This window comes from Nesterenkonia sphaerica (assembly GCF_005771565.1).
In the GTDB taxonomy this organism is placed as follows: Bacteria; Actinomycetota; Actinomycetes; order Actinomycetales; family Micrococcaceae; genus Nesterenkonia; species Nesterenkonia sphaerica.
The window spans coordinates 187,592-202,834 of sequence record NZ_VAWA01000001.1 but is presented as its reverse complement, the minus strand read 5'-3'; the positions used below and the strand labels follow the sequence as shown (position 1 = coordinate 202,834).

The window sequence follows — 15,243 nt, the reverse complement described above, 5'->3', positions numbered from 1 at the left end:
CACAGGAGGGCCACCATAGTAGGGTTTCGCGTGCACTATGATGTGGCAGTCCTCGACCCCGCGATCACCATGAGGTGGCAATGCACCCCTTCGAAAACCCCTTCCGGCACAGTGCCGAGGCGAAGCGTCACGCACTGCGGCACTTCCGCGCCGTGCTCTTCGACATGGACGGCGTGGTCACTGACACCGCAGGAGTGCACTTCACCGCGTGGAAGGAGCTGTTCGACTCCTGCCTGACCGAGCTCACCGGCACCAAACAGCCGGAGTTCACCCGAGAGGACTATCTGAATTTCGTCGACGGAAGGCCACGCGAGGAGGGGGTCCGGACGCTTCTGCGAGCACGCGGAGTCAACGCCCCGGAAGGCTCACCCGACGGCCCAGCCGACCAGCTGAGCGTTCACGGCCTGGCCGCACGCAAACAGGGCTATTTCCAGGCTGTGCTGGACCGCGACGGAGTGGAGGTTTTCGACACCACTGTTGACTTGATCCACCGGCTGCGGGCTGACGGGATCCCCACCGCGCTGGTGACCTCCTCCCGCAACGGCAGGGAAGTGCTGCGCCGTGCCGGCTTGGAGGACATCTTCGACACCATCGTCGACGGCACCGACGCCCTGGAACGGAACATCCCCGGCAAACCGAACCCGCACATGTTCCTGCATGCCTCTGCTGAACTCGGCGTGGAGCCGGAGGACGCCATTGTGGTCGAGGACGCCGTCTCCGGCGTCCAGGCCGGACGGGCAGGGAACTTCGGCATGGTGGTGGGACTCAACCGGGGCGGTGACCCGCGCCGGCTGAAAGAGGGCGGGGCAGACATTGTGGTCTCCGACCTCTCTGTGGCCCGGCTGCACACCCGGACCACAAAACCTCATGACCCCAACTGGGTGCTCGTCTACGACAGCTTCGATCCGAGCGAGGAAGCCACCCGCGAGGTCCTGTGCCACACAGCGAACGGATACTGGGGCACCCGTGCCTCCTACCCAGGCACCAGTGCCGATGCGACCCACTACCCGGGGAACTACATTGCCGGAGTCTTCAACCGGCTGAAAACCGACATCATGGGCAAGACGGTGGAGACCGAACATATGGTCAACATCCCGGACTGGACCTATGTGCAGATCACCCCAGAAGCTGGCATCCCCCTGCTCCCGGGCTCTCCCGAGCTGTTGGACTACCGCCAGGAACTGGATATGCGACGCGGACTTGTCACCCGCGTGGCCCGCTACCAGGACCTGCACGGACGGCGGACCAAAGTCACCTTCCGTCAGTTTCAGTCGCTGGCTGGGGTGCACCTGGCGGCGATGGAGATCACGATCGAGGCGGAGAACTGGTCCGGCAACGTCAATGTGCGCTCCATGGTGGAAGGGCGCGTGGCCAACCGCAATGTCGCCGCCGACCGTGAGCTGGCCGGCAACCACCTGCATCCGGTGAACTCCCAGGAGATCGACGGTGAGACCGTGCTGCTGGAGACTGAGACCAATCAGTCCCGGGTGCAGGTCGCGGTGGCGACCCGGACGTCGGTGCGGCTGAGGACAGCGCCCATGCGCCGGCCGGTGATGGAGTCGGAGCTGGTGGCAGGACATGACATCTCGCTGAACCTCACCGAGGGTGAGCCGGTGGTCCTGGAGAAGATCGCTGCGGCGTCGAGCTCGCATGACCACGCCATCTCCACGGTGTGGCACAACGCGGTCAAGCGCGTCCAGCGCGCCACCAGCTTCCGGGAGATGCTGACCTACCACGAGGAGATGTGGGGGACACTGTGGCACCGGTTCGCCGTCTCCATCGGCCCCGGTCACTCCCGCCAGCAGTTGGCGCTGAATATGCACACCTTCCACGTGCTGCAGACAGCTTTCGGGGCTCGCCGTGACCTGGATGCCTCCTTGCCTGCACGCGGCCTTTCCGGAGAGGGCTACCGCGGCCACCTGTTCTGGGACGAGCTGTTCATGTACCCCATGCTCACTCTGCGCCGCCCGGAACTGACCCGCGGGATCCTGATGTACCGCTACCGGCGGCTCGGCGAGGCGCGGGCGGCAGCGCGCGCCGCCGGTTACTCCGGCGCAATGTTTCCCTGGCAGGCCGGGTCTGACGGCCGGGAAGAGACTCCCACCGAGCTGTGGAATCCGCGGTCGCAGATGTGGATGCCGGATAACTCCCATCGTCAGCGGCACGTCTCCCTGGCGGTGGCCTACTCCGTGCTCCAATACTTTGAGGCCACCCAGGACTACACCTTCCTCTCCGATTACGGGGCGGAGATGCTGGTGGAAATCTCACGCTTCTTCGTTTCCATGACGGAGTACGACGCCGCCGACGACCGTTATGACATTGACGGGGTGATGGGCCCGGACGAGTATCACGACGGCTACCCCGACACCCCTGGCTCAGGCCTGAAGAACAATGCCTATACCAACGTGCTCACCTCGTGGATGCTGCGGCACACCGCACAGCTGGTGCGGGAATTGGATTCCCGGGACGATCCGCTGAGCGAATGGCTCGACATTTTCGAGGACGAGCTGGTCAAGTGGGAGCACATATCCCGCCGTCTGCGCGTGCCGTTCCATCAGGATGGAATCATCAGCCAGTTCGACGGCTATGAGGACCTGATGGAGTTCGACTGGGCCAGCTACAAGGCCAAGTACGGCAACATCGGCCGGCTGGACCTGATTCTGCAGGCCGAGGGGGACGCGACCAACCGCTATAAGCTCTCCAAGCAGGCCGATGTGCTCATGCTGTGCTACCTGTTCAGCGCCGATGAGCTGATCAGTTCACTGCAGCACATGGGGTACGAGCTGACCATGACAGACTTCGGCCGGACCATCGAGTACTACCTGGCCCGGTCCTCCCACGGGTCCACACTGTCCCGGGTGGTGCACGGCTGGGTGGCTGCTCGGTTTGACCGGGCCGGATCTTGGAACCTGTTCCGGGAGGCGCTGGAGGCTGACCTCGCCGACACTCAGGGCGGCACCACGCGTGAAGGGGTGCACTTGGGTGCCATGGCTGGCACGGTGGATATGGTGCTGCGCTGCTATGGAGGTGTGGAGACCCGGGCGGACGCCCTGTGGCTGCGCCCGCTGCTGCCGGATGAGATTCCGGAGGTGACGTTCCGCATGCGGTACCGCAACCAGCCGATTCTGGTCCGTATCAATCATCAGGACATCACGTTGAATCTCTCTCAGGGCTCAGCCGAACCCATCGATATCAATGTGGAGGGTAAGCACAAGCTGATGGAGCCCGGCGAGGTATGGACTGTGAAGTTGGAGCATCAGGCTCGTGCTCACCAGACCCAGCTGGTGGGGCAGCCCTAGGTGTCACTTCGCTTAAATGGCTGATTTGGCAGTCAAGGGGCGTCCGGCGGTCGGTGAGCCCATGCAGATCCGGCGAGACCCGATCAGCGGCTTGCCAACCGTGAACGGGCCGCGCGATGGTCCGTGAATGTCCGAGAAATCGCACTGTGTCCCATGGTTGAGTGCGCGCGCTACCGATTACTCGTCCGCAGCACGGTCTTCCCTGGCCATCCGCGCAGACTGCTGACCGCACTGTATGAGCAGCAACGCTTGGAAAATTCGCCCCAGCCACGCAAGCGAAACTTTCTGAACTATGCTGAAAGCTCCACCTCGAGCTGATCCTGAATCTGGTCTGCGCTGAGCCCGTATGGTTCAACGAGCTTCAGTCGGCGAGCGCCATCTTGTTCGAGGATGTGAAAGACGCCGCAGTCGGTATAGACGCGGGTCACGCAGCCCAGTCCGGTCACCGGATAGGTGCATTCGGGCACCAGCTTCGCCGTGCCGTCCCTGGCGAACAGGCTCATCATGACAAAGACTTCTTTGGCTCCGATGGCCAGGTCCATGGCGCCGCCGACAGCAGGAATAGCATCGGGCGCGCCGGTGGACCAGTTGGCGAGGTCCCCGGATGCCGAGACCTGAAAGGCTCCCAGCACGCAGACGTCCAGGTGTCCCCCGCGCATCATGGCGAAGGAATCGGCATGGTGGAAGTAGCTGGCGCCGGGCAGTTCGGTCACCGGGATTTTGCCGGCGTTGATGAGCTCGTCATCAATGCGGTCACCGTGGGCCTGTGGTCCCATGCCCAGCATGCCGTTCTCCGTGTGCAGGGTGACGTGCTGCTCGGCGGTGAGGTAGTCAGCGACCATAGTGGGCTGACCGATACCCAGGTTCACATAGGACCCGGGGGCGATGTCCCGTGCCACCAGCCGGGCCAGCTCCTGCCGGCTGAGTCTCGTGCCCGTTCCGCTCATGCTCCCACCATTTCCTCTGCTGTGTGCTCCCGCACTGCTGGGTGCGGTTCAGGGGCCGCGCCAGCGCCGCGGGTGGCGACGACGGTGACGACGTCGACGTAGATCCCTGGGGTGACGACCGCTTCGGGGTCCAGTGAGCCGGTGGGCAGCAGCTGCTCCACCTGGACCACGGTCTGCGCGGCTGCGGCGGCCATCACGGGGCCGAAGTTCCGGGCGGTCTTCCGGTACACGAGGTTTCCGGCATGATCGGCGTAGAGGGCCTTGATGAGGGCGACGTCGCCGCGCAGCGGGTGCTCCAACACGTAATTCCGGCCCTCGATCTGACGAGTCTCTTTGCCGGCGGCGAGCTCTGTGCCGTATCCGGTGGGCGTGAAGAAACCTCCGATACCGGCACCGGCGGCTCGCAGCCGCTCGGCCAGGTTGCCCTGGGGCACCAGCTCCAGTTCGATCTCCCCGGCGCCGTAGGCGGCGTCGAAATGCCAGGAGTCGGACTGGCGGGGAAAGGAGCAGATGACCTTGCGCACGCGCCGTTCTTTGATCAGCAGCGCCAGTCCCGCATCGCCCTGCCCGGCATTGTTGCTCACCACAGTCAGGTTCCGGGCGCCGGAGTCCAGCAGCGCATCGATCAGCTCCATCGGCTGGCCGGCGTTGCCGAATCCTCCCATCAGCACCGTCGAGCCGTCCTTGACACCAGCCACCGCCGCGGCAGTGCTCTGGGTGATCTCAGGCATATTGGATCGTCTCCTTCTAGCTCGCGTTTTCCAGGACCACAGCCAGGCCCTGCCCCACACCGATGCACAGGGTGGCCACACCCCAACGCGTCTCGCTAGCCTGCATGCGCGCGGCCAGCGTGGCCAGCACACGGGTGCCGGACGCGCCCAACGGATGTCCGATCGCCAGGGCGCCGCCCCAAGCGTTGACGATGTCCGGGTCCAGCTCGTTGCCGAATCCCCATGCGTCCAGGCAGGCCAGTGATTGTGCGGCGAACGCCTCATTGATCTCCACTGCCCCGACGTCGGACCAGGTGATTCCGGCCCGGGCCAGAGCCCGGTTGGTGGCCTCCACAGGGGCGTAGCCGAAGTATTGGGGTTCGTTGGCGGCCGCGGCCCATCCGGCCAGGCGGGCTTGGGGAGCAATCCCCAGGGTCTGCTCCGCGTGTGCGGAGCCGATCCATGCCGCGGAGGCTCCGTCGCTCATCGGGGAGGCGTTGCCAGCGGTGACAGTGCCCTGTTCACGGCGGAAGACGGTCTTCAGCCCTGACAGCGTCTCCGGAGTCGTGCCGTCCCGGATGGTCTCGTCCCGGCTCAGCTCCACCCCCGGCACGGCGACGGTGAGGTTCTGGTAGCGGCCGGCCGCCCATGCATCAGCGGCCGCGCGGTGGGAGACGGCGGCGAACTCGTCCTGGCGCTGACGGGTGATGCCGTATTTCTCCCGCAGCTGCTCCGTGGCTTCACCCAGGGAGACAGTCCACTGCGGTGGCATGTTCTTATTGGTCAGTCTCCACCCCAGTGAGCTGTTGACCAGTTCCATGTTCATCAGCGGATAGGGCCGTTCAGTCTTCGGCAGCACCCAGGGTGCGCGCGACATGGACTCCACGCCTCCGACCAGCACGAGGTCGGTTTCGCCCAGCGCCACTTGCCGAGCCCCAGAAATCGCGGCGTCCAGGGAGGAACCGCAGAGCCTGTTGACGGTGGTGGCCGGGACACTGACAGGTCCCCCGGCGAGCAGCCACGCCATGCGGGCCACGTTTCGGTTCTCCTCACCGGCGCCGTTGGCGTTGCCGAAGATGACTTCTCCGAGGTTTTCGGCAGTGCCGTCGAAGTCCAGACCGGGGGCCCGGTCCACGATGGCGGAGATGGTCAGTGCGGCAAGGTCATCGGGCCGCTGGCCGGCCAGAGCGCCGCCGATCTTCCCGAACGGCGTGCGCACACCGGTGTAGATGTATGCGTCCTGAACCATGAGCCGCTCCTCGCATCGGGGCGCTGCTGGCCGCCCCATCCCACTAGTTGTTCGTTCTGCGAACATTCGTTCGCATTCGCAGGTCCACTGTAGTCAATGTGGAGGCGAAGGACAAGAGCGCCCTGAGTGCTGGCTGCGGCGGTCCGCCCGACTCAGCGAGAGGCCGCGGCGAGGCTGTCGAGGTCTTTGCCCAGGGAACGCACCATTGCTTCCACCTGAGCGGCACACTCCTGCAGCGCGGGGAGCACCCGCTGCCGGGTGGCGTCGATCGACTCCGCACCTGCTGCCATGGAGGTGTTGATGGCCAGCACAATGTGGCCTGCTGCATCGCGCACCGGCACCGCGGCAGAACGCAGACCCACCTCAAGCTCCTGGTCCACCAGCGCATACCCCTGCTGGCCGGCCGTGCTGATCGCCTCCACCAGCAGATCGAGGTCAGTGAGTGTGTGCGGGGTGAACTGCGGCCGGGATACCTGCGCCAGTTCCGTGCGCAACTCATCCTCAGGCTTTCCGGAGAGCAGGACCCGGCCCATCGAGGTGGCGAAGGCCGGCAGCCGGGTGCCCAGCCCCAGGTCGATGCGCATAATGCTGCGGGTGTGCACGCGGGAGACATACATCACCTCGTGACCGGTGAGGATCGCCGCCGAACAAGACTCGTTGAGTCGGGCGGAGACGTCTCGCAGTGAGGGCTGCACCAGTTCGTGCCAGCTGCGGCCGGACCAGTAACCGTGACCGAGGCTGAGCACCCGCGGGGTGAGTTCAAAGGTGCGCCCATCGGTGTAGGCGTAGCCGCGTTCGACCAGAGTCAGCAGCATACGCCGGGCGGTGGCTCGGCTGGTGGCTGACTTCTTGGCCACTTCGGTCAGCGTCAGCCGCGGCTCGGCCGGGGTGAACGCCTCCAGGACGTCGAGCCCTGTGGCCAGGGACCGGACGAAATCACCCTTGTGCGTGGCGCTGGCGGCCGGGTCGGAATCTGTCATTTTTCCACTATGTCACGTCGGGTGACAGACGAATCCGATCAGGCGGCGCCCCTCAGGCCAGGGCGGGGTTGGTCTCAATGAGCCCCCGGCCCAGGATCTTGCGCTCGTTCAGCAATTGATAGGCCTCGGCTGTCTGCTCGAAGGCGAAGCGGTGGGTGATGAGCTTCTGCAGGTCAATCAGCCCCTCGCCGGCCAATCGAATGACCTCGGGCATGGCGGTGGAGGCCGGCGCGCCGAACGAGCCGAGGATACGGAGTTTTCTGCGCACGACTTTCGTGATGTCAATATCCATCGTGTGCCCGGCTGGGGCGATCCCGGCGAGGACAGCCCGCCCGCCGTCGTCGAGCAGCTCGACCGCAAGCCGCACCGTCGCTGATGAGCCCAGGGCTTCAAAGGCGACGTCGACACCGTGGCCGAGCATGCCGACCACTGCCTCAGCCGGCGCGGTCTCCAGAGAGTTAATGACGTCCGTGGCCCCCAGTTCGCGGGCCAGTGCCAGCTTCTCGTCGTCGATGTCGATGGCGATGACTCGCTCAGCTCCGGCAGCTCGTGCCAGATGGATAATGCTCAAACCCACCCCGCCGGCAGCGATGACGGCGACTGTCTCTCCCGGCTGCACGTCCGCCACCGCGCGGACTGCCCCATAGCCGGTGAAGAGACTGCACCCCAGCACTGCGGCGTCGAGCAGATTCACATTCTGCGGCAGCGCGAAGACCGCCCGTGCGGGCACCACGCAGTGCTGGGCGTGGCCGGCCATGGAGTACATGGCGATGTTCTCTCCCCCTCGGCTCAGCCGTGTGGTGCCGTCGTAGAGCTGACCGGAGAGCCGATTGAAGTTGAAGAAGGTCTCGCAGATGTCCTCCAGTCCTTGGACGCAGTGCCGGCACCGGCCGCAGGGCATGATGAAGCTGCACGCCACTCGGTCGCCAGGAGCTACGTGGGTGACACCGGTCCCAACCTGACGGACGATTCCTGAGACCTCATGCCCCAATACGGCAGGCTTGGGGAAGGCCACCTCATCTTTGATGACGTGCAGGTCAGTGTGGCAGACCCCGCAGGCGGCCACTTCGATCAGCACCTCCTCCTCACCGGGGCCGGCGACGCTCAGCGTCTCGGGGTGCAGGGGTTCGTGGGCTGATTCGAGCACAAATGCAGCAGATTCTGGCATGAGAGGTTCCTTTCCGTTCCCCTGTCACCCTAATGGTGCTGTGGCTCACACACCATTGAAGCCGCGGTACAGTGCGGCAAGGGCTGCACGGGCGCCGGTCTCGAGAGTGGGCTGCTCGGCGGGGGCGAAGTGCGGCGAGTGGTTCTTGGGCACCGCGGGCTGTTCCAGGGTGGCGGCGTCGTGCCCCCCGAAGTACCAGAAGACACCCGGGGCCTGGGCGGACTGCGGCAGGGTGCCGAAGTCCTCTGATCCCATCAGCGGTTCCGACTCCACCACCTGCTGATCGCCGAACTCTGTCTTCATCGCTTTCACCATTGAGTGTGTCCAGGTGTGGTCGTTGACCAGCAGCGGGAAGGTGTAGAGCTCCTCGATCTCTGGTTCCGGTGCCGCTGAGGCTGTCGCCTCAGCCATGAGTGTGCGGCGCACTGCCGCAAGTACCTGGTGCCGTGTCTGCTGGTCCAGAGTCCTGATGTTGAGCGTGAACTCCGCGCGGTCGGGGATGATGTTCTCTTTCAGGCCGGCGTGGAAGGTGCCCACAGTGACCACAGCTGCGCGCCGGGCATCAATTTCCCGTGCCACCACGGACTGCAGTCGCGTGATCATGTGCGCACCCAGCACTATGGGGTCGATGGCATCATGAGGCTGCGAACCGTGGGCCTGCCGACCCCGCAGTGTCACCTTCCATGAGTCGGCCAGCGCCATGGCGTTGCCGGATATCCAGCGAATCTCCCCAGCCGGAATGGGCATCACATGCTGACCCAGGACAAGGTCGGGGGCGGGGACTTTGGACCACAGCCCGTCGTCGACCATCGCCTGCGCCCCGGCGGCGGTCTCCTCCCCGGGCTGAAAGATCAGCAGCAGCGTGCCGGACCAGGTGCTGGACCGCTGCACCATGACCCGTGCTGCTGAGAGCAGACATGCCACGTGCACGTCATGACCGCAGCCGTGCATGACAGGGACCTCCGTGCCGTCGGGCAGTTCGCCGCGGGCTGCACTGGCGTAGTCCAGGCCGGTCTCCTCCTGGATAGGCAGTCCGTCGGTATCGGCGCGGAATGCGACGGTAGGTCCCTCCCCGTTGCGCAGCACACCCACCACGCCCGTGCCTCCGCAGCGGAAGTTGGGGATGCCGACAGAATCAAGCTCTGCACCGATGTAGTCGGCGGTGCGGTGCTCCTGCATCGACAGCTCGGGGTGGCGGTGCAGATGCCGGTAGGACTCTCGGAGTCGTTCCTGTTCCGCGGAATCAAGGCGGATCGGCGACATGGTCGTCAACAGGGGGTCCTCTCTGGTGGTGGCTGAGTTCGGCGAAGCTGCGGGGCGGCAGGTTGTCTCAGACCGCGGCATTTTCCAGCTTTGCACGGTCCCGGGGGCGCAGGACCCAGGTGAGGATAATGGTGGCGATGACGCAGATGCCGGTGGCCAGGAATGCCAGCTGCGCCACCGCGGGGACCAGCACCAGCTGGACTACCAGTGCCACACCGAGGGCGATCAGCACTGGACGCAGTTTGCGGACACTGATGATTGCCTGAACTGCTACCGCGCCGAAGACCGCCGGCACCACATAGGAGCGCACGACGTCCATCACGGTCTCGGGAGTCAGGGTCAACAGCCAGGTGCCCAGCACCCCGACAAAGATGAATAGGGAGACCAGGTGCACCACGGCCGCACCGCAGATCGCCATAGAGGCGGTCACACTCCCCTTCGGCGTGCCGGCACGAACCCCGAGCGTCTCCTGCGCCACCACCGCAGAGGGCAGCAGCTTGTTGGAGATGTTGCCGATCATGAAGGCCTGGTACATAGCCGCGGGTCCAAGGATGGGGTAATAGGTGACCGGCTCGACAAGCCAGATGATGAAAAAGGTCCCGGCGACGGCGGCGAAGGCGGTCCACAGCGCGGTGGCTGTGACGCCGAGGTCGGCGAAGAGCACCAGATACAGCGGACCGGAGAGCGAGACGATGAGACCAGCAATCATGGTCAGGCGGCCAGCGCGGTTGGTCGTGGCGCCGAACTGCTCCATCGCAGTCAATGGCGCGGGTGACGTTGTCATGACTTTCCTTCTTTCTCAGACAATGCCCAGGCCCAGACCGGCCTGGTCGGCGAAATAGGCGGCTACGAGTCCCAGCAGAATCGCGGCCCCGAGGCCCCATTCACGGATCCAGGACCGCCGGAGCCGGACCGCGAGGAAGGCAGCCAGCCCCATGACGGCTCCCCCGCACAGCAGCGCGGTGGTGTGAGCGACGCTCTTGGGGACTTCGGCGATGCCCAGGGAGAGGAACGCCGCGATCAGAGCCGCACCGGGCACGATGGTCAGTAACAGCGGGTTCACGCGGGTGAGCTTCTTTTCGCTGCGCTGCAGCACCGGGGTGAAGATGAGCGTGGCGAGCATCCACATCGCACCCCCGACGCTCATGGCGAAGAACGCGATGGCAAAGGCAGTCTGGGTGTAGTCGGGCCCACCCAGTTCAGCCCCCGCAGCACCGGTGGCGATCGACGCAGCTCCGGTCTCGTATGCCACCGAACCAATCAGCCCGATGCGCACCAAGACACCAGGGGTCCCGAAAAGCGCCAGCAGGGACAGTGCAACAATGACCACGGCCACGGAGGGACCGATGGCGGCGACGGCGCCGCTGCGGAAGGCGACCGAGAGATCATCCCGGCTCATTCCGATATCAGGGCCAGCCCGGCGGGCTGCCCGCATGTAGATGATGGTCTGGACGATGATCACGAGGAACACCCCGAGCGCACTGGCCCACAGCAGCGGCATATTGGCCACTGCCAGCACGTCTGTGGAGCTTCCCGGTGAGGCGGCAAGAAGAGTCATGATGAGAATCGCTGTCGTCGGTGGTTGTGCGCGTGATCGCGCCGGATACGTCTACTGTGAGTGTGACGTGCACCACTGCGCCGATATTCACAGGATATTTTCTTAATTCGGTGTACAGTTCGAAGAAATGATCACTCTCGACGAAGAAGACCTGCGACTGATCCACTCCTTGCAGCTGCTTCCGCGTGGTTCGTGGACCGAACTGGGCCTTGCTCTGGACAGGCATCCCACCACGCTGGCTGCCCGGTTTGAGCGCTTGCGAGCAGAGGGAGTCGCGTGGGTGACGGCCCATCCTCGGGGAACGCCGCAGGACATGACACTCTCGCTGCACAGCGTGCTCTGCGATCCTGCCGCGCGCACGGAGGTCACCGCGGCGCTGTGCGCCATGCCGGAGGTGTTCTCCGTGGAGGAGTCTCCCAGCGGGCGGGACCTGCTGCTGACAGTGATTGTGCCGCGACCAAGCCAGCTGCGCGAGCTGGTCTTCCCTGCTTTCGACGCGGTGCCGGGTCTGCTGAGGTGGCAGACGTACTACTGCACCGCGCTCCATGCCGGGGCTAACGACTGGCAGGTCGGTGCGTTGGAGCCCAGCGTCATACGACGGTTGCGCGCGCTGCGGCCCCGGACGGTGGCGGGGCGGGCCCCGGAGGCCTTTGGGCCGATCGCGCGCGTCCTGGCAGGTGATGGACGCGCCTCAGCACAGACTGTTGCGCAGCAGACGGGACTGACACCGTCGACGGCGCGACGCCAGTTGCGACGCGTGGTGCAGGGAGACAAGATTTCCTTACGCTGCGATGTCTCCCATGCCGCCTTGGGGTATCAGTTGGTCTGCCAATGGTTCGCGCGCCTTCCCACGGCGGAGCATGCCGCTGCCGCGGCTCGAATTGCCGGGCTGGGCGCCCTGCGGCTGTGTACCTCCATCACCGGGCCCAACAACTTCCTGTTCATGATGTGGCTACGATCCGCCGCCGAGATCACCGAGGTAGAAACCCGACTGGAGGAAGCTCTGCCCCACCTCCGGCTGGCCGAAAGTGTCGTGCTGTCCGGTATACCCAAACGAGTCGGGTGGGCGCTGGATGCCGAAGGACGTGCGCAGCGACTGCTGACCGCCCCGGCAGACCATTGGTGAGCAGCCGGGGCGGTCAGCGTGGCAGAGTGCCAGCTCAGGCCTATGCCTGGGTCACCAGCTCCTGCTCGGCGTCAGGCTGCACAGACTCCTCCGCGGAGGCTCGCTTCAGCTGCTCGTCGATCTGCTCGAGGTCTTTCTGCCGCGGTACCATCAGCATCAGGAGCGCTCCGAAGAGTGCGACACCGGCGAAGACGTAGAAGGCTTGTGCTCCGCCGAGACCCAGAGTGGCGATCATGCCTCCGATGAATGGGCCCAGCACCCCACCGATTCGGCCAAATCCGGCAAACCACGCCACTCCTGCTGAACGGGCGTTGGTGGTGTAATAAGTGGAGACATATCCGTAACCCAGCACCTGTGTGCCCAGAGTGCCGACTCCTGCCAGGGCGATGAAGCCCAACAGCATGGAGATGTGCCACTGCACCGTCATCATGGACAGGCTCAGGGCGGCGAGGGTGAACGTGACGATGATGATGGGCCGAGCGCTGAATCGATCAGCCACCCTGGAGCCAGCCAACGCCCCGATGACAGCGCCGCCGTTGAGAATCAGCAGGAAGGTCAGCGACCCCCGGGTGTCGTATCCGTACTCCTGCATGATCTGCGGCAGCCAGGTGTTCAGACCGTAGGTGAGCAGCAGGCCGCAGAAGGAGATCAGGCCCAACAGGATGGTGGCGACAAGGTAGCGCTTGGTCAGCAGCGCCGCGAAACCAGTCCGCTCCGCGGCACCGGCATCATCCAGCACACGTGTCTCTTCCACCAGCGGGGTACCTGCACGCTGGGCGGTGCGCATTGCCAGCTCGCGGTGGCCGCGGGAGAGCAGCCAGCGAGGCGACTCGGGCAGTTTGAACCACGCGATGGGCACCAACAGGATCGGAGCGGCGCCGATGACGAACAGCCACCGCCAGCCCAGTGGTTCCAGCAGGAGGATGCCCAGCAGCGCCGCCAGCACACCGCCTGCGGGGATCCCGGAGTAGACGATCGCATTGTAGAGATTCCGCTTCCCGGCAGGGGCGAACTCAGCCATGGTCGCTCCCGCGGTGGCAAGCAGCGCCCCCAGGCCGAGACCGGTGAGGAATCGCAGGAGGCCGAAGACTGCAATGGAATCGGCCGTTGCGGTGAGCAGCATGCCGATGGAAAACCAGGTGATGGAGAACATAATCACGCGGCGGCGACCCAGGTAGTCTCCGATCCCGCCGCAAATCAGCGCTCCGGCAAGCACACCCAGCATGGCGTAGGAGCCCAAGGCCCCAGCCGTGGCGGCATCCAGCTCACCCAAGTGGGAAGCGTCGTTCATCAGCGTGGGCATGACGGTGCCGTAGATAGTGAGGTCGTAGCCGTCAAAGACGAGAGCTACGCAGGCGATGAAGGCGACCCATCCGGCAGTGCGGCGCTCTTTGACTGGATCAGCATTGATCAAGGTGTGAGACATAAACTCTTCCTGTAGTCGTGGCGGGGGGATTCAGACCGACGGGCGGTAGCAACTGAACCAGCGTGACGCACCTCACCACCTGAGGCATCAGGGGTTTGCCCAGTCCTCACCTCGGGTGCTGAGCGGCGCGGATCAGCACTATCGGCGGATTTCCTTCAGGGTCAGGGCTCCGACGCCGTCGGAAGCGCGTCAGGGTCTTGTCAAGATGGGTGCGCACTGGTGGGATGACACGGTCCACGCTGAAGGAGCGTCCCTTGTCATCATCTGCCCGCAGAGCCCGCAGCGCTGCCCCGCCGCTGATCGAAAGACCCACGAGCCCCCCGGCCCAGCCCCGGCAGTTTCTTCGTGACCTGGCACCGGTCTATGGGGTAAATGCCGTGATTGGGGTGGTCTTCGGGATCACCGGCCCCGTGGCGATCACTATGACTGTCGGCATCGCCGGCGGACTGACCGACGCTCAGCTCGCCTCCTGGGTCTGTGGGATGTTCTTCTCCGCCGGAGCGGCCACCTTGGTCATGTCGATCATGTACCGCCGACCGCTGGGATTTGCCTGGTCCATTCCGGGTACGGTCCTCCTGGGCCCCTCACTGCAGGACCTGTCCTTCGCTGAAGTCGTCGGTGCCTTCTTCACCTCCGGGGTGTTGATCCTCGCTTTGGGCTTCAGCGGCGTCGTGCGCAAAGTGATGTCAGCGATCCCGCTTCCCCTCGTGATGGCCATGGTGGCCGCCATCTTTCTGAGGTTCGGCCTGGATATCGTCGACTCCAGCCGAACTGATCCTTCGGTGGTGGTCCCGATGCTGATCACCTTCGTGGTCCTCTCCGCCTCCCGGCGCCTCAGCCGGGTGGTGCCACCGATCTTGGGGGCGCTAGCAGTGGGACTGCTGGCGGTGCTGAGCGCTGGGCGGTTCAACCTGGAACACAGCGGTCCGGTGCTGGCCGCCCCAGTGTTCACGGCACCGCACTTCACCTGGGCCGCACAGCTGGAGCTGGTGGTACCACTGGTGCTGACAGTGCTGGTGGTGCAGAACGGTCAAGGCGCTGCGGTGCTGCGTAATGCCGGGCATGAAGCCCCGGTGAATGCCTCTGCGGTGGCCTCCGGGGCGATGTCGGTGGTCAATGCGTGTTTCGGAGCCGTCTCCGCGTGCCTCACCGGGCCCACCAACGCTCTGCTGACCGGCTCCGGAGAGCGGGACAGGCAGTACACCGGTGCGATTGTCTACGCTGTGCTGTGCTTTGCTGCGGCAGCGTTTGCCCCGCTCATCACCAGATTCATGCTGGGCACACCGGAGGCCTTCATTCTGGCTCTGGGCGGCATCGCCATGCTGGCGGCGCTGCGGCAGGCGTTCGTCTCAGCCTTCTCGGCCCGGTTCACTCTCGGGGCGCTGGTGACTTTTCTGGTGACGGTCGCGGAATTCGATCCGCTCAACATTCATGCCGCATTCTGGGGGATCCTCATTGGGTACGGAGTGTCACGGCTGCTAGAGCGTGAGGACCACCGGGAGGCCGCTGAGGCGTAG

12 protein-coding genes are annotated in these 15,243 nt (G+C 64.9%); 3 read left to right on the top strand and 9 right to left on the bottom strand.

All coding sequences use genetic code 11. From position 1 onward, the window contains the following. Positions 1-80: 80 nt before the first annotated feature. The gene (locus FEF27_RS00960) at positions 81-3,299 is read left to right on the top strand and encodes a beta-phosphoglucomutase family hydrolase (protein ID WP_138168949.1); all 3,219 of its coding nucleotides are present in this window, start codon (positions 81-83) and stop codon (positions 3,297-3,299) included. Positions 3,300-3,589: 290 nt separating this feature from the next. Here the strand turns inward: FEF27_RS00960 and FEF27_RS00955 are convergent, their stop codons facing one another. The 8 genes from FEF27_RS00955 to FEF27_RS00920 all read right to left on the bottom strand — a co-directional run bounded on the left by FEF27_RS00955 (position 3,590) and on the right by FEF27_RS00920 (position 11,174). Continuing rightward, entirely contained in the window at positions 3,590-4,246 is a 657-nt protein-coding gene (locus tag FEF27_RS00955; protein ID WP_138168948.1) for a 3-oxoacid CoA-transferase subunit B, read from the bottom strand. Then, complete coding sequence (locus FEF27_RS00950) at positions 4,243-4,977, bottom strand: 3-oxoacid CoA-transferase subunit A (RefSeq protein WP_138168947.1); 735 nt, start codon at positions 4,975-4,977, stop codon at positions 4,243-4,245. Before FEF27_RS00950 ends, FEF27_RS00955 begins: the two co-directional genes overlap by 4 nt. A 16-nt stretch (positions 4,978-4,993) precedes the next feature. After that, positions 4,994-6,205: a thiolase family protein gene (locus FEF27_RS00945; RefSeq protein ID WP_138168946.1), complete on the bottom strand. Its 1,212-nt coding sequence runs from the start codon at positions 6,203-6,205 to the stop codon at positions 4,994-4,996. A gap of 152 nt (positions 6,206-6,357) precedes the next feature. Then, positions 6,358-7,185, bottom strand: coding sequence for an IclR family transcriptional regulator domain-containing protein (locus tag FEF27_RS00940; protein ID WP_138168945.1), 828 nt, complete (start codon positions 7,183-7,185; stop codon positions 6,358-6,360). Positions 7,186-7,237: 52 nt separating this feature from the next. Beyond that, entirely contained in the window at positions 7,238-8,353 is a 1,116-nt protein-coding gene (locus FEF27_RS00935; protein WP_138168944.1) for a zinc-binding dehydrogenase, read from the bottom strand. A gap of 45 nt (positions 8,354-8,398) precedes the next feature. Next, positions 8,399-9,616 (bottom strand): amidohydrolase, encoded by a 1,218-nt coding sequence (locus FEF27_RS00930; protein WP_208009570.1) that lies wholly within the window; start codon positions 9,614-9,616, stop codon positions 8,399-8,401. Positions 9,617-9,683: 67 nt separating this feature from the next. Next, positions 9,684-10,400 (bottom strand): hypothetical protein, encoded by a 717-nt coding sequence (locus tag FEF27_RS00925; RefSeq protein WP_138168943.1) that lies wholly within the window; start codon positions 10,398-10,400, stop codon positions 9,684-9,686. Between the two features lie 15 nt (positions 10,401-10,415). Further along, a complete protein-coding gene (locus FEF27_RS00920) occupies positions 10,416-11,174 on the bottom strand; it encodes a DUF5058 family protein (RefSeq protein ID WP_138168942.1) in 759 nt (252 codons plus the stop codon). Positions 11,175-11,301: 127 nt separating this feature from the next. Between FEF27_RS00920 and FEF27_RS00915 the strand changes: the two genes are divergently transcribed. Next, positions 11,302-12,300: an Lrp/AsnC family transcriptional regulator gene (locus tag FEF27_RS00915; protein ID WP_138168941.1), complete on the top strand. Its 999-nt coding sequence runs from the start codon at positions 11,302-11,304 to the stop codon at positions 12,298-12,300. 40 nt (positions 12,301-12,340) lie between these two features. Here the strand turns inward: FEF27_RS00915 and FEF27_RS00910 are convergent, their stop codons facing one another. After that, complete coding sequence (locus FEF27_RS00910; RefSeq protein WP_138168940.1) at positions 12,341-13,726, bottom strand: MFS transporter; 1,386 nt, start codon at positions 13,724-13,726, stop codon at positions 12,341-12,343. Positions 13,727-13,980: 254 nt separating this feature from the next. On the opposite strand from FEF27_RS00910, the gene FEF27_RS00905 reads away from it, so the two are divergent. Next, positions 13,981-15,243: a benzoate/H(+) symporter BenE family transporter gene (locus tag FEF27_RS00905; protein ID WP_243728884.1), complete on the top strand. Its 1,263-nt coding sequence runs from the start codon at positions 13,981-13,983 to the stop codon at positions 15,241-15,243.